The following is a 23018-nucleotide window of genomic DNA, read 5'->3' on the forward strand; positions in this document are numbered from 1 at the left end:
CGTTAGCATACCGCAACCAGCCATGAAAATCCGGGCCCAGTGTCAACCGATCGCCATCGCGTCCAATTCTCGCAGGCGCTGCGGCGTACCAATATCCACCCATAATCCGGCAAATTTTTCGCCGCTGACTTTTCCTTGTTGCATGGCTTGTTCAAGCACCGGGCGCAATTTCAAGGGTTGTTCGGCCGACACGGTTTTGAACAAGGCCGGACGATAGACTCCAATGCCGCTAAAGGTCAGTTTAGTGCCGCCTTGTTCGGACAAAAGGCCGTTGGGACGCAAACAGAAGTCTCCAAGCGGATGATGCGGCGGATTATCGATCAACAGCAAATGCGCCAAATCGATGGTTTTGTCGCGTAAATCAGCCAAGGGGTAATCGAAGATGATATCGGCATTGACCACCAGGAACGGCTCATCGCCCAGCAACGGCAAGGCCTTGGCGATGCCGCCGGCCGTCTCCAGCGCCACTTCGCCTTCGTCGGAATACTGTATCGATACCTTCCAGCGGCGGCCGTCGCCGCAATGGTCTCTGATTTGCCGGCCAAGATAGGCCAGATTGATGACGATGTCGCGATAACCTGCTTCGGCCAAATTTTCGATGCTGTATTCGATCAAGGCCTTGCCGGCCACTTTCAATAATGGTTTGGGGGTAAAATCCGTCAACGGACGCATGCGTTCGCCGCGTCCGGCGGCCAGTATCATGGCTTTCATAGTCGTGCTTGATAGACAGGCAGTACCTGTAGTTGTAGAAAGTTGGTAAAAGCATCCAGTTCCGGATATAGCCGGCAAACATCGACGATATAGCCCATGGTGCGAGGAATATCCGCCAGATAGCCGGATTTATTATCGCGCAAGTGCAATCTGGAAAAGATACCAACCGCCTTCAAATGCCGCTGTAAGCCCATCAGATCAAACCAGCGCTTGAACTGAGCAAAATCAACCGCTACCATCTCGGCTTGAACCAGCCGTCGATAATAGTGCGCCAGCCACTGTTCGACCCGCGATTCCGGCCACCGAATATAGCAATCACGCAATAAAGACACCAGATCGTAGCTAATCGGGCCAATCACCGCATCCTGAAAGTCGATAACTCCCGGCGCATCGGTATCCGGCAACATCAGATTACGGGAATGAAAATCCCGATGCACGCAAACCCGTGGCTGTTGCAAGGCCGAATCGATCAAAAACTCATCAAGGCTTTGCCTGATAACTGTCGGTAGCATGATCGCCAACAATTTCTCCAGAAACCATTGGTAAAATATGCCCAATTCGCGAGCCAATAAGGCCCGATCGTAAACCGGCAAGCGACAATGCTGAATGTCGATATTGCTTTGTAGCTTGAACAGGCTATCCAGTGCGTTTTGATAATGGCTATCGGCCGTGTCGGCTTGCAAGTCATCCAAAACGCAGATCGAACCCAAATCCTCCAGCAATAAAAAGCCTTGTTCGACATTTTGTTGATGAATGGCGGGCACATGTACGCCAGCGGCAGCAAACAATGCCGCAATTCGGATGAACGGCAAGGTGGTTTCCTTGTCGGGCGGTGCGTCCATCACGACATGACAACCTCCGGCATGCGTCACGCGAAAATAGCGCCTGAAACTGGCATCGGAAGAGGCTGGCTGGATGGTTGTAAGCTGAAGACCGAGGTCGCCGGTCAGCCATTCGACAAGCGCTTTTGCTCGATGATCTGAATTGGTGTAACACATTATGTATAAACAGGCAGTAACCTAAGGTAAAATGGCTGAGCATTTTATTCGATTTCCATTCCGCTAAGTTAATTTAGCCGCCAACCTCGATATGAATCTTAGGTTTTATACAGTTTATTTAGCATTGTTATCCTTTATGGAAGTCGCCAGCGCCGCCAATAACGCCGCGTGGAATTGTGAGCAAGGCAAGAATGGCGAATGGACCTGTTTGAATCAAGGCCAACCCAGTCAGGAAGCAGCTCAGCCGAAAGTTATCGCCCCTCAAACACCGGAAACGGCTCGGCAAACCAAGCCTCCGGTGGCTGGCGAACCTGCTGCCGCGGCAACGGCCCGCTCTGCGCCAACGCCGGAGCAAGCACCTCGCCAGGAACCGTCTATTCAGACGGCGGAACAACCCGGCTCACAGAAAGTTGCCGCACCAGAGCAGCCGGCCCCGCAAAAACTCAGAGCCCGGATCGCCGAGAATCAGCAAGCGGTGGTCGAAAAAATCCCTCCACGTAGCGAGCCCGCCGCAAAAACGGCAAAAGCGGCGAAGACTCCGGGCTGGAGTTGCCAATCAGGCGATGAAAAAGCCAACTGGAATTGCAATCTGGTGGGACGAGACCCCAAGGGTGAAGCCCAAGTCGCGGCGGAAGCCGAACAAAGCTCGACCTGGCTTACCCCCACCTTCAACTCTCAACAGGAACGAACCTTTCAAGTGTTGCGCGGCGAATTCGACCAGGACCCCTGGCAAAACTGCTCGACCTGGTCAGCCAAAAAACGCCCAATCAAAGCCACTCCTAGTGAAGTTCGCGACAGCGCCAACACCGATGTCACGGCCGATTTTTCCGAAATATACGAGGGTGAAATTCTTAACTTTGCCGGCAATGTCGATTTAACCCGCGCCGACCAACATATGCTGGCGGATAAAGCCAGTTACGATACCGTCGCCGACACCATGGACGCGCAAGGCAACGTCATTTACAGCGAGGACACCCTGGCATTATCCAGCGACACGGCCTCGCTGAGTTTAGGAAAAGACGAGGCGCGCTTGAGGAAAGCCCAGTTCATCGCCGCTGAAGCTCCACTGCGCGGCACGGCCGATGTGATGTATCGCGACAGCAAAAGCCTGTCCCGCTATCACCAAGCCACTTTCACCAGCTGCCCTCCGGGCAATCAAGACTGGATCGCCCATGCCTCGCGAGTCAAAATCAACCGCGAATCGGGCCTGGGCTCGGCCAAACACGCCTGGCTGGAATTCAAGGGAGTACCATTCCTTTACACGCCTTACATCTCGTTTCCGGTCGACAACCGCCGTACCAGCGGTTTGTTGGCGCCCGCATTCGGAAACACCCAGCGTAACGGCTTCGATGTTACCGCGCCGTTTTACTGGAACATCGCCCCCAACTACGACGACATTATCACCCCACGTTACATGGCCAATCGCGGTGGCATGCTGCGCAATAAATTCCGCTATTTGACCGAATCGTCGAATGGCAGTCTGGGTACGGAGTTTTTGCCTTACGACCAATTGAAAGACAAAAGCCGCTATTCGGCGACCTTTAAAGACAATAGAAATTATGCACCGGGCTTAAGCTCAATCGTTGACCTGAATTATGTGTCCGACAAGGAGTATTTCAACGACATGAACAACGCGCTGGGCTTCCAAACCAACAGTTTCCTACCCAGTACCGCGTATCTGTATTACGGTGGGATACCCGGCGTTGGTATGTCAACCGGTATAAACCATTACCAGTCGGTGGACAAAACTATTCCAAAAGCTGGTATGCCCTATGACATTCTGCCCAGGGCTGACTTAACCCTGGGCCACAACTTTGAACACCTGCCTGTGAATCTGGCGATGTATAACCAGTTCAGTCATTTCTACCACAGCGAATTGGTCAATGGTCAAAGGTTTAACCTGGCCCCATCGGTAAGTTTGCCGTTGGAGGCCAGCGCCGGTTTTTTCATCCCTAAAATTACCGCTCAATATACCCAGTATCAATTGAGTAATCTGACAGTACCTAACCAGGACAGTAGTGTTAGCCGCACCCTACCGATTTTCTCGGTGGACAGCGGCATGATGTTCGAAAAAGACATCAATATCGGCGGTTCGGGCTATACCCACACGCTGGAGCCGCGAGCTTTTTATCTATACATCCCGCGCAAGGATCAAAGCGATATCCCGATTTTCGACACAGCGGCCTACGACACCAATTTTTACAGTCTATTCCGCGAAAACCGCTTCAGCGGCTATGACCGGATTCAGGATGCCAACCAGATTACACTAGCCGGAACCTCACGATTTATCGATGCAAAAACAGGCCTGGAACCGCTGAAAGTCAGCCTGGGTCAAATTATCTATTTTCAAGATAGAACCGTCGATTTGGATTATTTAAACGATAACCGTGCGGTTGAAAACAGCAGAACATCTAATTTTGTCGGCGAAGTAAGCGGCCAAATAACCAAACACCTGTCGTATAGTACTGGCGCACAATGGGATCCGATAACAAACGGTTTTGCCAGAACCCAGGCAATTCTGAAATACCGTAATCAACCGGACCAGATTTTCGACGTCGGTTATCGCTGGCGCAACTATAACCCCAATGATATTTTCCAAGGAACAACGACCGACATTTCGCAATCCGACGTGTCTTTCCGCTGGCCATTAGCCGCCGGTTGGTATGGATTGGGACGCTGGCAATATTCATTTAATTTCAGCGCAACCACCGAAAGCTTTATCGGCTTCGAAAAAGAAACCTGCTGCTGGCGTTTGCGTGTAATTGGTCGTCGCTATATCAACGGTGCCAATAACACTAATATCCTATCGCCTGATGCCAAGCCGGAAAATGCAGTGTTCGTGCAACTGGAATTAAAAGGCCTGACCAGCTTCGGCGACAGCGTCGATCAATTCCTGAAGGAAAACCTGAATGGCTATCGCCCCGCCGATTATTTTGAAGATTAAGCCCGCCATGATGATTAAACCTATTCTTGCCGGATGGCTATTAGCCATTGCTATTTTCGGCCAAGCCCAAGCTCAAACCCTGGACAGAATCGTGGCGGTGGTCGAGGACGACGTGATTTTGGAACGTGAATTGAATAATGAAGCAGCCGCGATCGTTAATAAACTGCGTAGCAATAACGTCGCGATTCCACCCGAGTATGTATTAAGAAAACAGGTGCTGGAGCGGATGGTGATCGACAAACTGCAACGGCAACTGGCGGCCCGATCCGGCATCCAGGTTAGCGACGAAACGCTGCGCAATTCAGTGGGTGAAATCGCCGGACGTAACAACATGTCGGTGGAGGAGTTCAAGCGGGAGCTGGTCAGCCAGGGCATGGATTACAAGGCCTTTGAAGAAAACCTGCGTAACGAAATCATCATCAACCAGCTCAGGGGCCGGGAAATCGGCGCGCGCATCAAGGTCACCGATGCGGAAGTGGCGCACTATCTGGAAACTCAAAGCAAGGCCGGCACTGGCAATACGCAATACCATTTGGGGCATATCCTGATTTCGGTTTCGGAAGGTGCATCGGCCGGCGCGATTCAAAAAGCCAAGGATAAAGCCGAACAAATCGTCGCCGACCTACGTAGCGGCAAGGATTTCAAGGAAACGGCGGTTAGCGTTTCCAACGACGACAATGCCTTGAAGGGCGGCGACCTGGGCTGGCGCGGCATCGGCCAGATTCCGACCTTGTTTACCGACACGGTAACCACCATGGCCCAGGGCGATGTATCCGATCCCATCCGCAGCCCCAGCGGCTTTCATATCATCAAAATGTTGGAAACCGAAGGTTCCGCCCAGCATATCGTCACAAAAACCAAGGTAAGGCACATTTTGATCAAGACCAACGAATTGGTCGACGACGCGGAAGCGCAAAAACGTTTGCTGGCCCTGAACGAACGCATACGCGATGGCGACGATTTCGCCACCTTGGCCCGCGCTCATTCCGACGACAAAGGCTCGGCCATCAACGGAGGCTCACTGGACTGGGTCGCCCCCGGCGCACTGGTACCTCCGTTTGAGGAAGCGATGAACAAACTCGGCATCAACGAAATCAGCGCGCCTATTCAAACCCAATTCGGTTGGCACATCATTCAAGTGCTGGGCCGGCAAGATCAGGACAACAGCGATCAATTCAAAAAAGACCGAGTCCGGGACGAGATTCGCAAGCGCAAGATCGAAGAGGAAACCGAATTATGGCTACGCCGCTTGCGCGACGAGGCCTATGTGGAAATCGAACAGGACAGACTGTAACAGGAAACACGGCAGATGCATGTTCACCCCCGTAAGCTGGACAAGCTTAAGAAGCGTCTGCAACAGGTTCTGAAGCAGCAGGATCTTGACGCACACCGAGCGGTTATCCAACAACTGAGTAGCGAGTTGGCAATCGATACCGTTGATTGCGCCGCCGCTCTGCTCTGCATCGGCCAGCCCCATTTATTCCGCAATCATCGCGAACAGGAAGAGCCGAAAGTCCAAGCTCAGCCGATTCAATCACCAAACTGTCGCAATGTCCGCTACCGCCTGGACGTGGGTACCAGCCATCGGATCGATCAAGAACAACTGCTAGCCGTACTGATCGAGGAATCGGGCGTCGACCGGAAGCGCATAGCCCGTGTCGACATGCGCGACACCTACACCTTGATCGATCTTCCGGACGGCATGCCGGCCGATATTTTTCAACTGTTGAGTGAAGCGACAGTGGGCGACCACAAACTGAATATCAAACGGGTCAAACCCAACCGCCGAAAATTTCGGGAAATCAAAACCAGCTATTGATCGACTCCGGCATGAGTTCGATGGCTTGGGCCATACCCGTCCTAGCTTTGAGCGATAAAAGCGGCCGCCGCAATCCATTGCAAAACGGCCTCAACAATAACGCCGACCTACATCGTCAGACGCACACCTATCCACGCGGCTCTTGGCGCGCCGACGCCGACAAAGCGGCTTTGCTGGTCGCCCGGCAACCCCAGGTCATCCAGCACGTCTCCGGTATTGCCCCAGGTACCGAAGTTGGCGTATTCGCGGTCGAACAGATTGTTGACCCGGCCGAACAAGGCCACATGTTGATTAAAGCGATATTCGCTACGCAAGTTGAACACCACGAAGGCCGGCAACTTGTCGGTCAAATTGGCTTCGTCGCCACGCAAATATTGCGAGCTGTTGTAGTTCATATCGAAACCCAAGGTCCATTCCGGAATGATGTCGTAATCAGTGCTGAACTTGAACTGGTGGGCCGGAATCCCCGGAATCTTATCGCCGGCATGCACCTGAATGTTGCCATCGGCATCCGCCATGGGATTATTCGGGCTACTGCCCAGAAATGGCGTTTCAAAGCTGGCATCGATGAAAGTGTAATGCGTCGACCAACGCCAGCGCTGATAAAAATTGCCCGATAAATCCAATTCCACGCCCTGGCGCAAGGTGGAACCGACGTTGTCAAAATAACCGACATTGCTGCCGACGCCGCCGGTACTCTTGAAAATGATGTCGTTATTGTTGATGGCGCGAAACAAGCCCAAATTCCAGTCCATGTGGCCGTCCATCAAATCTTTCAGCCGGCCTCGCAAACCGGTTTCGAAGGTATTGGCCACTACTTGCTTCAACGGCGGATCGGACACGAAGGCGTTTGGCAATCGGCAAGGATCATCCGGATTGGCGCAACTCAGCTCCATCGGAGTCGGCACCCTTGATGATTCGCTGTAATTGCCGTAGAAAGTCAGTTCCGGCATGAAGGCGTAAGTCAGGCCGGCCGCCGGATTGAAACGATCGAAGGAATGCGTGCCGTTCAAATCGGTTCCGTAATGATCTCTCAATTTGATATGGCTCTGGTTATAACGGCCGGCGACGGTGACATCCAGCTTGTCGGTCAGCGAGTAGGTATCGGTCAGAAACAGGCCGTAATGATCGGTTTCGGTGGTCAAGCGCACATGCGCATCCTGCAACACCACCCCACCACCTGCCACGCCGCGATCGCTGGTCAAGGCACCTAATTCGGTGTCGGCTTGATAATTGGCATTACCGTAATCGAAGCTGGCGCCACCGACTAAATGGTTGTCGCGGCCGAAAACTTTGTGATCGAAAGCATCCTGCAACGCGAATCCGAATGACTGCTGCAAAGTGCTGCTGGTATTAATGGTGCCGCCAACAAGCGAAGGGTCATTGGCGATATTGTTTCCCTCCAGATCGAATAAACCTTCATCGGCAAGCTCGCCATCGGTTTCTTGGCACAAGAAAGTATTTTCACCGCCCCCTTCATCCAAACAGGCCCCAAATTCGCTACCATCGCCGTTAAAGGTACCGATCTTGTTCCTACGGTAATACATCGTGCCTGACAACTGGTTATGGTCGTTCAGCCAGGTATCGCCGTCCAGAGACACCAGCATCATCCGATTACGAGTGATGTCGGGATGGGTAAACACTTGGTCGCGGCCAAAAGCCAGCATTTCCTGCGGCAGGGCGCCATTGCCGCGCAAGGTATTGTCGCTGCCGGCGATGCTCAAATCCAGACTGGACTTGACCCCGCGCCAGCTCAAGGTACCGAAACCGCGCTTGGCTTCGCTACGAGAATGATCACGCCAGCCGGCCTCCGAGAAGTTATTGAAATCCAGGAAATAGCCCCAGGTGCCGTTGTTCCAGCCGCTACTGATCTCCTCGGAATGCCGATCCCAGGAACCGCCCTGCACTTCCAACTGATGCTTGGGCGCCGAAAAACCGGTCTTGGTATTGACGCTGATCGATCCGCCCAAGGCGTTCAAACCGAATGCCGGGTTGGAAGCAGGCTGCAAAGCCATATTGTCGATGGCGCCTTGCGGAATCAAATCCCAATTGATCATGTCGCCGAACGGCTCGTTGAAACGTATGCCGTTGACATACACGGCCAGACCTTGCGGCAAGCCCATCAAGGGCGACGCGCTGAAGCCGCGGTATTGCACATCCGGCTGCAACGGGTTGTTCTGGGCATCGTTGACATTGACGCTGCCCAAATAACGATTCATGTAATCCGCCAACGACAGCGCCTGCGCTTCTTGCAACTCATGGGCGGAAACCGTTTGAACATTGGCCGGAATTTTATTGGCATCCACGCCGCCAAATTGCAACGGCGACACCGCAACCACCTCGACACTATCCAAAGCCTCGGTGTCGCCGGCAACTTGCTCGGCAATCGCCTCGGCCAAGGGCAACATTGCAAACCAAGGCAGTAGGCCTAGGGCAACTTTCTTCATATCCATACCTTACTTGTTTAAACGACAAAACCCCCATATTAAATGTCGCACCCAAGTCTCGCCATCCGCCAACGAAAAAAAGGAAATTTTCCCATTCCCCACCGGCGCGGCTCTCCAAAATATTTACCCGACGCCAACATCACTAGCAGAGTAAAATAATCGATTAAAACATCAAAAAACGCCCTTCTTTCCCATTCAGGCAACATGACTATTCAATACATCAACCGTCCCGAACAACTGCCCCAATTGTGCGAACAAATCAATCAAGAGCCCTGGATTGCGCTGGATACCGAATTTTTACGCGAAAAGACCTACTACCCTAAATTCTGTCTGCTACAAATTGCCGCTCCCGGTTGGGTGGCTTGCATAGATCCGTTGGCAATAACCGACCTATCACCATTATTGGAATCCATCTACAACCCCAACATCGTCAAGGTGTTGCATTCCTGCCGCCAGGATCTGGAGATCTTTTACCAGATCACCGGCCGGATTCCCGGCCCGATTTTCGACACGCAAATCGCGGCACCGCTGCTTGGCTTTCAGGAAAACCCCGGTTACGCGATGCTGGTCTCAAGCTTTTTGAACATCAACTTGAACAAGGCCCACACCCGCACCGACTGGTCGGCCCGCCCGCTGAGCGAGGATCAAATCGAATACGCCGCCGACGACGTAATTTATTTGTGCAAAATCTACACGATGATGTGCGAACAGCTGGAAAAACTGGGACGCTTGAACTGGCTGGACAGCGACTTCGCGTTGTTAAATAACTCCGAACTTTACCAACTGTCGCCGGAAAACGCCTGGCTGAAAATCCGCGGTAAAAACAAGCTAACCGGCCGGCAACTATCGATTCTGCAAGCCTTGAGCGAATGGCGCGAACAGACCGCTCAAACCGAGAACAAACCGCGTAACTGGCTGTTCCCCGACGACATGCTGCTGGAACTGGCCAAACTGCAACCGGTTACCCTGACCGATCTGGCCAAAATCAGAAACATCAACGAACGTAGCGTCAACCGCTATGGCAAGGTTTTGTGCGAACTGATAGACGCCGCCCGCCAGCGCCCGCCCAAGCCGTTGAACGAAAAGGAGCGTCCGACCAAGAAAACCCAGCAACATGAAGCCATCATGGATGTGCTGAGCGCCGTAGTGCGCATCCGCGCCGAGGAAAACTCCCTGAACCCGGTGATCCTGGCGACCCGCAAGGAACTGGAACAATTATTGTTTGGCGAGGAAGACAATCCCCTGCTGCATGGCTGGCGTTTCAAAATGGCCGGCAAGGAGTTGCAGGGCTTGCTCAAGGGTGAATATAGCCTGAGCCTGACACCGGATACGGTGGTGATTAGTCCGGTTACCCATCAGTAACAATCCTTCTAAACCGAGCCGAAGCCGCATAACCGGCTTCGGCTCCGCTCGGCCATCCGGCAATGTTAACCAACCGGATGGCATCCATCATGTCCAGCGAAACGGGTTTCGAATTCCTCCGCCGAAACCGGCTTGGCAAACCAATAACCCTGGCCGAAGTCGCAGCCTATTGATGCCAGTAAATCGCGTTGCAGCTCGGTTTCCACCCCTTCGGCAATCACCTTCAGACCCAATTTGTGCGCCATCACGATGATCGCTTCGCACAGCACAAAATCGCTGGAATCGGCACTGAGATTACGCACGAAGGACTGATCGATTTTTAAAAAATCGATGTCAAATTTTTTCAAATAAGACAACGAAGAATAGCCGGTACCAAAATCATCTATCGCCACCTGAATACCGGCATCGCGGAACACCAACAAATGCTCGGTGGTTTTGCTACTGACTTCCAGCAGTAAGCCTTCGGTAATCTCCACCACCACCGCATGCCCCGGCAGGCCTATTTGCCGCATGGTTTCGATCCAGTCATGGGGGCTGTACCTGGAATCCTGAAATTGCCGTGGCGATTTGTTGATGCTGATTTGAAAGTCGGGATGCAGGCGTTCGCGCCATCTGGCTGCCTGCTCAATGGCGGCATGAAACACCCAATCACCTATTTCGTGAATCAGACCGGACTCTTCGGCCAACGGCACGAACTCGGCCGGTCCCACCAAGCCGCGCACGGGATGGCACCAACGCAACAATGCTTCCGCTTTAATGACCGACCCGCTGGCCATGTCCACAATTGGCTGGTAAACCAATTTAAACTCTCCATTCTGCAAGGCCTCGCGCAAATTATTCAGCATGGCCGCGCGTGCATTGGTGGCTTCCTGCATGGTCAGAGTGAAAAAACTATAGCGGTTTCTGCCCTGACTTTTAGCGGCATACATGGCCTGATCGGCATTTCTGAGCAATTGACTCAGATCCCGGCTATCGTCGGGATACAACGTGATACCGATGCTAGCCGACAAATAAATCCGCTCGTCGCCCAGGCAGAACGGTTCGTTCAGCCGTTGCATCAAATCCTTGGCCACCCGCTCGGGATTGTGAATAGCGTCGAGTTCGCACAAAATAATGGTGAACTCATCGCCCCCCAGACGGGCCACCGTATCCGATTCGCGCACACAGGCCACCAAACGCCGCGCGGCTTCCACCAGCAATACATCGCCAATTTCATGACCCAGGCTATCGTTGACTTCCTTGAATCGGTCCAGATCGATGAATAACAGACCAAAGCGCTGCCGCATGCGGTGAGCTTTTTTAATTTCCTGCTGCAAACGCTCGCGCAGCATGCGCCGATTAGGCAATCCGGTTAACGGGTCGAAATTAGCTTGTTGCCAAATTTGCTCTTCCGATTGCTTGCGCTGTGTAATATCGAAAAACAATGCCACCCGCCGTTGCGGCCTGTCCTCCTGATCGTAAATGGTATTGATGACCAGCTCTTCGACATACAATTCGCCATTTTTCCGGCGATTTATGATTTCGCCGTGCCAACGGCCGGTCTGGTTGACCGACTGCCACATCGCTTGATAAAAAGCATGGTCATGTTCGCCCGAACCGAGAATTTTAGGATCTTTACCCAGCACATCTTCCCGGCTATAACCGGTCATCTCGATAAAAGCGGCATTCACATTCAGTATTTTGTTATCGGCATCGGTCACCACCATGGCCTCGCTGCTATTTTCAAATACCAGCGCCGCCAGCTTCAATGCCTCTTCCGTTTCCTTGCGTTGAGTAATATCGCGGGCAAAGCCGACGGTACCCAACACCTGGCCGCCATCATCAACCAAGGGGGCCTTGTAAGTTTCAACCCAGATGCGCCGGCCGCTTTCGTCCAGTTGCTCCTCGACATTGATTTGCCGCCTGCTCGCCACCACGGCCAGATCGTTGTCGCAATAACTCGCGGCCAAATCGGCCGGAAACAGATCGTAGTCGGTTTTGCCGATAATGTCCGAAATGCTGGTCTTAAGCTTCTCGGCAAAGGCCCGGTTCACCGCCAAATAACGGCATTCTCTATCCTTCAGCCAGACCAAAAACGGAAAGTTGTCCAGCAATGAGCGTTGATAATATTCTTGTTGCTGCAAGGCCCGTTGAGCCCGGTGCATTTGGGTCACATCGCTAAAGTGCCAGATCCGGCCGTAATAGTGGCCCAACCGATCGCGCACCGGCGACGAATAGCGCTCCAGAATCACCCCGTTCAGCAATTCGATTTGGTCATGTATGGTCAGCTCGGGATTGGCATACAGCGCGGCCACTTTTTGTACAAACTGTTCGGGGTTTTTAAGTTTGTTCTTAACGAACTCTATCTGTACATTATCGTCCGGATCTTCGGCTATCTCGGGTGGGATACCCCATAAATCGCAGACACGCTGGTTCTGCAGCATTTTTTTACCGGCGCTATCCACGGCCAGAATCCCATCCGGCGAAGACTCCAACAGGGTTTCCAAAAACGTGGTGCGCCATAGCAACTGATCCTCGATCCGCTTGCGCAAGCTAATATCTTCGTAAATCCCTAAAACCCCGATGATTTGCTGTTCCAGGTTACGCAAGGGGAGTTTGGAAGTGCGTAACCAGATTTGCTCACCCGCCGGTGTCGTTTGCGGCTCTTCATAATTCAAGCGGCTCTGACCCGTTTCCATCACTTTTTTATCATCGGCCTGATAAGCCGAGGCCTGCTCCCACCAACCCAGCTGATAATCGTTCTTACCCAGCAAGGCATCGACCGAATCCAAACCCGCGTCCTGGGCAAATATCCGGTTAGCCCCCAAATATCGCGACTGCCTGTCTTTCCAGAACACCCGGATTGGCAGGGTTTCCAGTATGGTTTGCAACAATTGATTCGATTCGGCCAGAGCCAGGCTGGATTGTTTCAGCACGGTAATATCTTGCAGGGTGACCAAATGCACATTGGCAAAGGTCTCGCCCAAGGCTGCCGCCGCCACTAAAGCCGTGCGGGTTTCGCCGTTCTTACAACGGATATTGACTTCAAACGGCTGAAACGGGGTATTGGCTTGTCTGGCTTCTTGCAAACGCTGTTGCCAGGTCTTGATAACCCAGCGCCGATATTCAGGATCAGGGTAGGCTTTGGGCCACCAAGCCGCCAGAGTTGGAATATCGTCCAAGGTGTATCCGAATATTTTTATAAATGCCGGATTCAATAGGGTAATATTCCGCCCATCATCATTCAGCGCATAAGGTATCGGCGATGCGTCGATAATAGCTTGCAGCCGATGCCGGCTAACTTGCAAAATCCGTGCATTGTGAAAATTGCTATGCAGCGTTAAAACCAGAACCGTGCCGGTGCAGGACAAAATCGCCGTGTAAAACCAGAAATTCAGCATACCCGATTGCTGAAAGTCCCGAGCGAATAGACCGACATGATGTGCCGCCCCGAACAAACCCATCACGACCACGATAGCGGATACCAGCATCACGCCATGTCGTCCGAAACGCAATGCCCCCCAAAACATGCATAAATACAACCAGTAGCCGCGCGAAATATTTTCCAGCCAATGCCGAAACGCATCGAGAAACACCATCTGTCCTATCAGCAGACAGAAGCCGATAAACAATAGAGCCTCCGGCCAACGCCGCCCTTGAAACCACTCTTTCGGCCAGCGCCGCCAAATCAATATCACCGGGGTGGTGGAGACGATACCGAACACATCGGCCATCCACCAATGCAAAACCGTCAGAGGCATCGCCGACATTGGAATCAGCCCACCCGACCAAATTGCCCAAGGTCCGAAAACCGCGCTGATTAGCGAGCAGCAGGCGGCGACCATGGTCAAACGAATGAAATGTCCGGGCCGATTCAACGTTATCGAAAACCGGACGCTACGACTCAAACACCAGGCTGCCGCCACCGACTCCAACGTATTGCCGGCGGCAATAAAAAACGACATCCAGAAGGCATCATCCACTATCAAGCCGGCGGCAAAGGCACCGATAAAAATGCCTGGCCAATAATGCATACCCTTTATCAACAATATCGCCAAGCCCAGTCCGCCGGAGAACCAGACCAAGGTGACGTTACCGATCTCGGAAAACTGGCTAAGTACAATCTTGGCCAGCATGGCATAAACCCCGGCCAACCCCAGCATAGCCAACAGCGCTTGCCACCGATAACCGGGAAATCTCATTCAAGACTCCTGTGCGAAAATCCGGAAATATCCGCTAAAACACCGGCAGCAACCCTGCTGCAAGCAAGCTCTGGTAGGTTTTGTAAGCCGCCACGGCCGCCAAAACCAAAAAAATTAGGCCACTGACTTTATGCAACAGGGCTAAAGGGATGCGTTGCAACAACGTGCGGCCGGCCAACACGCCCAATCCCGAGGTAAAGGTCAACGCTAGCGTGGAACCCAGCCAGACCGCCACGGGTTGCGCGGTACTGCTGAATGCCACCACCGCCAGTTGGGTCTTGTCGCCAAATTCGGCCACGGTAATCAAAAAAAACGTGGTAAAAAAAATCCCATGCCCGCTTTTTTCGACCACATCGCCCTCTTCATCGTCATCCTGATGATTCAACAATGCATGCAGGCCGAAACCGGCGAACAACACCGCCACCGTGGCCGCCACCAGATAAGCCGGCAACCAATTGGCAATGGCCGCGCCAAATACCACTGCCAGCGTATTCAACAACGCAAATGCGGCAATCGCCCCCCAAATCACCGGCGCCGGCCGATGCCGGGAAGCCAGCGTCATGCAGACCAACTGGCTTTTATCGCCTATTTCCGCCGCGGCAATCAGTGCAAAGCTGGTGACCGAGGTCGCGGTAAGTTGGGAGAGGTTGATGTCATGCAAATTGGCAATAAATTGAGTCAGTGCGTCCATGGGCAATAAGCGATCGAAAGGCGAAAGAGAAATAAGTCCAAGGGCTTAAGGTAAAAGTGGCTGTTTTCCGGCTTCCAGCTCTCGCCTTTTATTTAGGTATCAGCCCAACATTTTGTCCAGCATCATCATAATGATAAAACCCACCATCAACGAAAAGGTGGCGATGCGGGAGCGGCCCTTGGAATGGGTTTCCGGGATAATTTCCTCGCTGATCACAAACAGCATGGCGCCGGCGGCAAAGCCCATTGCAATCGGTAATACCGAAGAAAAAATCGTCACCATGGTAATCCCCAGTAAGCCGCCCACCGGTTCGACCAGCCCGGTCAAGGTGGCAATTGCCACCGCCTTCCATTTGTTGTAGCCCAATCCGACCAGCGGCAAAGCCACCGCCAGACCTTCCGGCAAGTTTTGCAGGGCAATCGCAATCGACAACACCAGGCCGTTATTCATATCGCCGGAACCGAAGCTAACGCCGACCGACATGCCTTCCGGGAAGTTATGGATAGTGATCGCGATAATGAACAGCGAAATCTTTTGCAAGGAATCCAGACTCTCATCGGCCACCGCATCGAAATGCAGATGCGGCAATTTTTCGTCGGCGAAATGCAAAAACAATGCGCCCAGCATCATGCCGGCGGATACGATCAACAAACCTTTGCCGGGCCAGATTTGTTGTCCATACTCCATGCCCGGCACCAACAGCGAAAAGGCGGTGGCCGCCAACATCACACCGGCAGCCGCGCCCAGTAGACTGTTAAATAAGCGCGGAGAAATATCCTTTAAAAACAAGGCAGGCAAAGCGCCAACCCCGGTAGCCAAACCCGCCAGAATACTGGCCAGAAAACCCACCACCACTATTTCATCAAAAATAATGTACAGACTGCCAAACACCACGATTTGACTCAACAAAAATATCCCGGCAATCACACCCCAGCGTTGCAGGGTCGGCAGAGTCATTAGTTTGAGATATTGAGGATGAGCCTGCAGCCGCAGATACTGAGTTTCAAAAAAGGTTTGGATATTGAACATGAGATTCCCCGTGAATGTTGACAGTGCAAGTCGCGATTATACTGAAGCCCACATAAAAGGCAGGCGATTTGTTGTTGGCCGGGACCTTTCGCCGTATACAACCAATGCGGCTCCTCCTCGAAGACGGACGGAGCCCACCAATAATCAAGCTCTACCGAAAGGAAACGCCAATACCTGCTCGATATTGTCGCAGCCGCCGGCAATCATCAACACACGATCCAGGCCGATAGCCACTCCGCTACAATCCGGCAATCCGGCTTGCAAAGCTTGCAAAAACCATTGATCTTTTTCCACGGCGGCTAGGCCGCGAGCCTGGCGATGGGCGATTTCGCGCTCGAAGCGCGCTTCCTGCTCGGCGACATCCGCCAGCTCAAAAAAACCGTTGCCGAGTTCCATGCCGTTTATGAAAACCTCAAAACGCTCGGACAGCCGCCGGTCGTTCGGGTCAATCCGCGCCAACGAAGACTGAATCGCCGGGTAGCCGTGCACCAGGCAAACCGCATCACTGGGCATCGCGTTTTGCACGCAGTGGCTGAATAAAAAATCCAGCCATAACGCATGATCGTCGCCGCACAAGCTATCGGCTTCGGGGTAGCCGAGGTCGGCGGCGAATTGCCGGTATTCGCCACGGGAAAAAATTAACGGGTCCAGTCCGGTCATTTCGCTAAACAATTGCTGGTAACCGACCCGCATCACCGACAACCGCGGCATGACAGGCAGCAGCAACGCCAACAGCAATTCGGCGACTTCATCCATCAGTGCCTGCAAATCAAAGCCAACCCGATACCATTCCAGTATCGTGAATTCCGGATTATGAAAGCGGCCGGCTTCGCCGTTGCGAAACGCTTTGCAGATTTGATAAATGCTGCCGCAGCCCGCAGCCAGCAAGCGTTTCATCGCAAACTCGGGCGAGGTTTGCAGATAATAGGTTATAGGCTGTGGGGAGCAATGAAATCGGCTGGAAAAAAAATCCAGATTGGGATCGGTGCCCGTGGCTCGGCACAACAGCGGCGTTTCCACTTCCAGCACATCGCGCACCGCAAAAAATTGCCGGATCGCCGCCAGCAACCGCGCGCGTTGGCGCAGTTGCAGCAGGTTAGCGACCGGTTGCCAATGCCCGGTCACTATTCCTTGACGCGGGAAACGTATTCGCCGGTGCGGGTGTCGACCCGGATCATTTCACCGATTTGTACGAACAACGGCACCCGCACCACGGCGCCGGTTTCCAAGGTCGCGGGTTTACCACCGCCACCGGAAGTATCGCCTTTAAGGCCGGGATCGGTTTCGGTGATGCTCAATTCGACGAAGTTAGGCGGGGTAACCGACAAAGGCGAATCGTTCCACAAGGTCAGGATACACATGTCCTGCTCTTTCAGCCATTTGATGGTTTCGCCAACGGCATTTTTATCGGCCTGATATTGCTCGAAGGTATCCGGCACCATGAAATGCCAGAATTCACCGTCGTTATAAAGATATTGCATGTCCTTATCGACGACATCGGCACCCTCGACGGTATCGCCGGATTTAAAGGTACGCTCGATCACGCGTCCGGTTTTCAGGTTACGGATCTTGACCCGGTTAAAGGCCTGCCCCTTGCCGGGCTTGACAAACTCGTTCTCGATAATCGAACAAGGGTCGTTATCCAGCATAATTTTCAAACCGCCCTTAAATTCGTTGGTGCTATAAATCGCCATTTTTTCCTCGTGAAACAAACAATAAGTTGGAGGATTATAATGGATAAGGATTTTATTCGGAAACCGGAGCGCCATTGAATACCGCAACCGCCGTCTGGCAACAACAACTTGCCGAGGCTTTTTCCAGCGTGAATGCCTTATGCGAGCATCTAGGGATAGCCCCATCCAGCCTGCCGCTATTGCCCAACTTTAAAGCCTTTCCGCTACGGGTACCGCGCGGATTTGTCGATTGCATGGAAAAAGGCAATCCCGCCGACCCGTTGTTGAGGCAGGTACTGCCCTTGCGGGACGAACTCCTGCACTATCCCGGATTCAGCCACGATCCGGTCGGCGACTTGAATGCGATTGCCGAAGCCGGCGTGATACACAAATATCACGGACGGGTATTGCTGATCGCAACCGGCGCTTGCGCGGTGCATTGCCGTTATTGCTTTCGCCGCCACTTTCCCTATGCCGATCTACAATTGTCGACCCAAAAAGTGGATCGGGCACTGGACTATATCGCGGCCCGAAGCGAAATCAATGAAGTCATCCTCAGCGGCGGCGATCCGTTACTGCTGAACGACGACAAAATAAGCGCCCTGCTGCATCAGTTGGCCGGCATCGGCCATGTGCGCCGTATCCGCATCCACAGCCGAATCCCGGTGGTGCTGCCGGCTCGGATCACGCCGCAACTACTGAAAACCCTGGCCAATCTGCCTCAGCGTATCGTTATGGTGTTGCACGCCAATCATGGCAACGAATTAAGCCCTACCGTCGGCACGGCTTGTCGGCGTTTGATAACACAAGGCGTGACATTGCTGAACCAAAGCGTATTACTGAAAAATATCAACGACGACAGCAACACCCTCTATCAACTCAGCGAAAAGCTGTTTAGCTTAGGCATCCTGCCTTATTATCTGCATTGCCTGGATCGTGCCGCCGGAGTCGGACATTTCGAAGTCTCCGAACAACAAGCCAAACAGCTGATTCAGAGTTTGCAAGCCCATTTACCGGGCTACCTGGTGCCGAAGCTGGTCAAGGAACAGGCCGGCGCCGCCTATAAAATCCCTCTGATCTGACGGCGCCATTCGCGCCGACATTGTTCTACAAGCTTGCGCGGTTTAAGATTTAAGCAGCCGCCACCTATTTTCCGGGATAACCGATGTCAAAAAAGCCCGCCCCACCCCGCGAGCGCCGATTACACCCCGCTCTAATCATGGCGGGGCTTTTGTTCGCGGCGGAACTGGCATTAGGTGTTTATCAGCAAATATCCGGCCTCGGCCATGCTTTAGCTCCCTCCCTGCGCCTGGTTTTAGCGGGACTGGGGATTACCGCGCTGGCTGTCGGCTTCAAAAAAACACCCAACCAACTTCCAAAGACCAGCGGAATCAGCCTTTGCCTTGACCGGCTTCCGCAACCGGCCATTATCCTGAACCGGCAAGGCCTGATATGCGACATCAACCAAGCGGCGGCGGATTCCATTGGCCAAAGGCCGGACAAACTGATTAATCAGCCGGTACATCAATTATTTCATCCCGCGCAAACCACTCCTAAGAACTGCCTGCTATGCCGGCATATCGAGACCGGACAGGCATTGCCGGCGACCGATTTCGCCTTTCCGAAGCAACGCTGGCAGCAAATTTCGCTAAGCAGCCTAGCCGGGGATAAGGTGAACGGGTTGTTGCAACTACATTTCGATATCACCACTCACAAACAGATAGAGGAACAATTGGCGCTGGTTATCGACGGCGCGGAACTTGGATTCTGGGATTGGGATTACGTTAGCGGCAAGCACCAAGTTAACCAGCGCTGGCTGGATATGTTGGGCTTGAAAGCCGAAGAGCTGGACCATTATATCGACGACTGGGATAGCCGCATCCATCCGGAAGACCACGATCGCGTGCGTGACTTAATCGCAAAACATATTCAATCCGGCACGCCGTATGTCGTCGAATTCCGCATGCGGCACAAGGCCGGACACTGGGTCTGGATTCAGGGCTCGGGCTCGGTGGTCGAACATGATCCTGACAGCGGACAACCGACCCGGCTATGTGGAACTCATCAAAATATTACCGCCCGCAAACAATCCGAAAAAAACTTGCAGGCGGCTTACCAGACCATCAGCCAAAGCCCGTCGGTGGTTTTGAAATGGAATTGCGCCGAAGGCTTGCCGATCGAATTCGCTACCGAAAATGTGTTACCGCTATTAGGCTATACGGTCGAGCAACTGGTCGGCGGCAACCTGTTTTATATGAACTTGATCCACCCCGACGATCTGCCTGGCTTTATCGAAGAAATCCATAGCTGCCGCGGCCAACCTGAATGCAAGGAAATTGCCCATCCGCCTTATCGGATCATTACCCGTAACGGCGGCATCAAATGGGTACAAGACCATAAATTGGTTAACCGCAACGAACAAGGGCAAGTCATCGGCTATCAAGGCCTGGTGACCGACATTACCCGCCAGCGCCAACAAAACAGCGCCATCCGTAACATTATTTCCAGCTCGCTGGAAAAAACCGCCGCCTCGACACTGGACAATCTGACCCTGCTAGCGGCGGAAACGCTGGCAACCGATTTCACCCTGATCGGCGAACTCCTATCGGACGGCAGCTGTAAAACCCTGTCGTTTTGCGCCCAAACGCGTTCGGCGGATAATCTGATCTACCAGATGAATGCGGCCCTATGCGCCCAATTGGCGGCAGGTATCATTTGTTGCTACAAACAAGATGTTGTCGGTTATTTTCCGGACGACCAATGGCTGTCCGATCATGACATACAAGGCTTTATCGGCATACCATTACAAAACGACCGGCATGCTATTTCCGGCTATGTGGTAGCCATGTACCGCCAACCCATTCCCGATCCGCAGTTTGCCGAAGACATACTCAAACTATTTGCCGCGCAAATCACTTCCGAACTGGAACGAGCCCGCGCCATCAATGCCCTGGAAATCCAAAAACAACGCCTGATCGATGCACAAAGCATTTCGCACATTGGTGACTGGCAATGGTACTGGTCGGAGAATCAATTCAGTTGGTCGGATGAAATGTATCGGATTACCGGTACCAACCGGGCCAGTTTCATCCCGTCCTTTGCCAGCGTGATCGGCCAACTGATACACCCGGAGGACCGTAACTTTTACAAAACGGCCATCCAAAACGCCAGCAACACCGATGTGATCGATTTCAAGCATCGCATCGTGTTGGGCGATGGCGAAATCCGTCATGTCCATCAAAGAGGCAAGGTCATTCGCGACGACAAGCAGCGAGCTATCGGGATTCAAGGCACCATGCAAGACATCACCGAACGTCTGAGAACCGAACAACGCCTGCTGGAAGCCAAGCAGGAGGCGGAAAAAGCCACTCAGGTCAAATCCGAATTTCTGGCCAATATGAGCCATGAAATCCGCACGCCGATGAATGCCATCGTCGGCCTGGTGGAACTGTGCCTGAACAGCAATATCAGCTCCAAGCAACGCGATTATCTTGAGCGGGTTGAAAGCGCCGCTCATAGTTTGATGACGCTGATCAACGATATTCTGGATTTTTCCAAGATGGAATTCGGCAAACTGCATTTACAGCCTATACCGTTTCTGCTGGAAGAAATGCTGGACCAGGTGTTTTCCACCATGTCGGAATTATGTAACCGCAAACATCTGAAATTGATTAGGCCGGATGCCAACCAGGACTATCACGCCGTGGTCGGCGACCCGCATCGGCTACGGCAAATTCTGATCAACTTGATCGGCAATGCAATTAAATTTACCGAACACGGGCAGATTGAAATCACCCTGAAACAACTGAGCCGCGACAACGAAAAAACCTGTCTGCAATTCGGCATTGCCGATACTGGCATCGGCATGAATGCCGAACAACAAACACGCCTGTTTAAGGCCTTCAGCCAGGGCGACAGCAGCGTTACCCGCAATTACGGCGGCACCGGACTGGGGCTGGTGATTTCCAAGCAATTGATTGAACAAATGGGCGGCACGATCAGCGTCAACAGCCAAGAAAATGTCGGCACTACGTTTACCTTTACCGTTACGCTGGGCGTTACCGACATGGCCAGTATCCACCAACCCCAAACCCGGCCGCGGAAAGACATCGACACCCGCCAATTGCAATATATTCGCGATGCCCGTATTCTGCTGGTGGAGGATAACGAGGTTAACCGCATCGTCGCCACCGAATTATTGACCCAAGCCCAACTACAAGTCGATAGCGCCGTCAACGGTGAGATTGCGTTGAACAAACTCAAGCAACACCTGTACGACTGCGTGCTGATGGATGTGCAAATGCCGGTCATGGACGGTTACCAGACCACCCGCCATCTGCGCAAGCTGCCCGGCTGCGTGGATTTACCGGTGATCGCCATGACCGCCAACGTCATGAGCGATGATCGCAACAAATGCCTGCAAGCCGGCATGAACGACTTTATCGGCAAACCCATTCTGCCCGAAACCTTGTACTCAATCTTGTTGAAATGGATAGAACCGCGCACGGTTATCCATGCCAAACCGGACCCTCGGTTGGCCAGTAGTGGCGACATTCCTTATTTATATGGGATAGATAACACTATCGGCCTGCGGCATACCGCCGGCGACAAAACGGTTTACCGCAAAATTTTGCAAAAATTTGCCCAAAATCATCTAAATAGTTTCGAGGACATTCAAAAGGCCCTGGCCGCCAAGGATTTGGCCACGGCCCGGCAATCTGTCCACACCTTGAAAGGACTGGCCGGATCGCTGGGGGCAATTCCGCTGCAAGGCCATTTAATCCGACTCGAGGAATTGCTTGCGAATCGGAATTCTAACATTCAAAATGCACCTTCTTTTGCTAAGTTGCTGAGCCTGTCGGAACAGGAAATGAGCAGGGTCATTAGCAGCATCCAAAGCACCCTGCCCACGCTAGAACCGACCTTCAACCGCAAAAAAGTATTTTCCTCGGCCCAGACCCAACAACAGCTGAGGATCTTACTGGACAAACTACAAGCCTTTGATTCCGATGCCGATCAACAACTCGATTGGATCCTATCGAGCATTAAGGATACGTCGTTAATCACCGAGCTATTACAGATCAGAAAACAAATAGCCAACTATCAGTTTATCGATGCAGCCAAGGTCTTGAACCAACTATTAGATCATTCGAAATAAATTGG

14 protein-coding genes are annotated in these 23018 nt (G+C 52.8%); 6 read left to right on the top strand and 8 right to left on the bottom strand.

From position 1 onward, the window contains the following. Window positions 1-42: 42 nt before the first annotated feature. Window positions 43-711 (bottom strand): N-acetylmuramate alpha-1-phosphate uridylyltransferase MurU, encoded by a 669-nt coding sequence (gene murU / locus IVG45_RS11530; RefSeq protein ID WP_196433993.1) that lies wholly within the window; start codon window positions 709-711, stop codon window positions 43-45. Then, window positions 708-1709 carry an aminoglycoside phosphotransferase family protein gene (locus tag IVG45_RS11535; protein ID WP_196433994.1) on the bottom strand — a complete coding sequence of 334 codons (1002 nt, stop codon included), beginning with the start codon at window positions 1707-1709 and terminating at the stop codon, window positions 708-710. Before IVG45_RS11535 ends, murU begins: the two co-directional genes overlap by 4 nt. A 136-nt stretch (window positions 1710-1845) precedes the next feature. Between IVG45_RS11535 and lptD the strand changes: the two genes are divergently transcribed. From lptD to IVG45_RS11550, 3 genes are read left to right on the top strand one after another with little or no spacing between them, the layout of a single operon-like run. Beyond that, window positions 1846-4653 carry an LPS-assembly protein LptD gene (gene lptD, locus IVG45_RS11540; protein ID WP_230874552.1) on the top strand — a complete coding sequence of 936 codons (2808 nt, stop codon included), beginning with the start codon at window positions 1846-1848 and terminating at the stop codon, window positions 4651-4653. Window positions 4654-4663: 10 nt separating this feature from the next. Beyond that, entirely contained in the window at window positions 4664-5947 is a 1284-nt protein-coding gene (locus IVG45_RS11545) for a peptidylprolyl isomerase (RefSeq protein ID WP_196438001.1), read from the top strand. A 15-nt stretch (window positions 5948-5962) separates the two neighbouring features. Continuing rightward, window positions 5963-6472, top strand: coding sequence for a DbpA RNA binding domain-containing protein (locus tag IVG45_RS11550; RefSeq protein ID WP_196433996.1), 510 nt, complete (start codon window positions 5963-5965; stop codon window positions 6470-6472). 107 nt (window positions 6473-6579) lie between these two features. Here the strand turns inward: IVG45_RS11550 and IVG45_RS11555 are convergent, their stop codons facing one another. Further along, a complete protein-coding gene (locus IVG45_RS11555) occupies window positions 6580-8919 on the bottom strand; it encodes a TonB-dependent receptor (RefSeq protein ID WP_196433997.1) in 2340 nt (779 codons plus the stop codon). Between the two features lie 204 nt (window positions 8920-9123). On the opposite strand from IVG45_RS11555, the gene rnd reads away from it, so the two are divergent. Further along, window positions 9124-10281: a ribonuclease D gene (rnd, locus tag IVG45_RS11560; protein ID WP_196433998.1), complete on the top strand. Its 1158-nt coding sequence runs from the start codon at window positions 9124-9126 to the stop codon at window positions 10279-10281. A gap of 65 nt (window positions 10282-10346) precedes the next feature. On the opposite strand, the gene IVG45_RS11565 is transcribed toward rnd, so the two are convergent. The 5 genes from IVG45_RS11565 to efp all read right to left on the bottom strand — a co-directional run bounded on the left by IVG45_RS11565 (window position 10347) and on the right by efp (window position 17876). Beyond that, window positions 10347-14462 carry an EAL domain-containing protein gene (locus IVG45_RS11565; protein ID WP_196433999.1) on the bottom strand — a complete coding sequence of 1372 codons (4116 nt, stop codon included), beginning with the start codon at window positions 14460-14462 and terminating at the stop codon, window positions 10347-10349. Between the two features lie 34 nt (window positions 14463-14496). Beyond that, the gene (locus IVG45_RS11570; RefSeq protein ID WP_196434000.1) at window positions 14497-15153 is read right to left on the bottom strand and encodes a TMEM165/GDT1 family protein; all 657 of its coding nucleotides are present in this window, start codon (window positions 15151-15153) and stop codon (window positions 14497-14499) included. A 99-nt stretch (window positions 15154-15252) separates the two neighbouring features. Then, on the bottom strand, window positions 15253-16182 hold the full coding sequence (locus tag IVG45_RS11575; protein WP_196434001.1) for a ZIP family metal transporter: 930 nt from the start codon (window positions 16180-16182) through the stop codon (window positions 15253-15255). A gap of 144 nt (window positions 16183-16326) precedes the next feature. Further along, window positions 16327-17307, bottom strand: coding sequence for an EF-P lysine aminoacylase EpmA (gene epmA, locus IVG45_RS11580; RefSeq protein ID WP_196434002.1), 981 nt, complete (start codon window positions 17305-17307; stop codon window positions 16327-16329). Continuing rightward, entirely contained in the window at window positions 17307-17876 is a 570-nt protein-coding gene (efp, locus tag IVG45_RS11585) for an elongation factor P (protein WP_196434003.1), read from the bottom strand. Before efp ends, epmA begins: the two co-directional genes overlap by 1 nt. A 74-nt stretch (window positions 17877-17950) precedes the next feature. On the opposite strand from efp, the gene epmB reads away from it, so the two are divergent. Together epmB and IVG45_RS11595 are read left to right on the top strand one after the other, a co-directional pair. Beyond that, window positions 17951-18937: an EF-P beta-lysylation protein EpmB gene (epmB, locus tag IVG45_RS11590; protein ID WP_196434004.1), complete on the top strand. Its 987-nt coding sequence runs from the start codon at window positions 17951-17953 to the stop codon at window positions 18935-18937. 83 nt (window positions 18938-19020) lie between these two features. After that, window positions 19021-23013, top strand: a complete 3993-nt coding sequence (locus IVG45_RS11595) for a PAS domain-containing protein (RefSeq protein WP_196434005.1) — start codon at window positions 19021-19023, stop codon at window positions 23011-23013. The last annotated feature ends 5 nt before the right edge of the window (window positions 23014-23018 follow it).

Source organism: Methylomonas sp. LL1, from assembly GCF_015711015.1.
In the GTDB taxonomy this organism is placed as follows: domain Bacteria; phylum Pseudomonadota; class Gammaproteobacteria; order Methylococcales; family Methylomonadaceae; genus Methylomonas.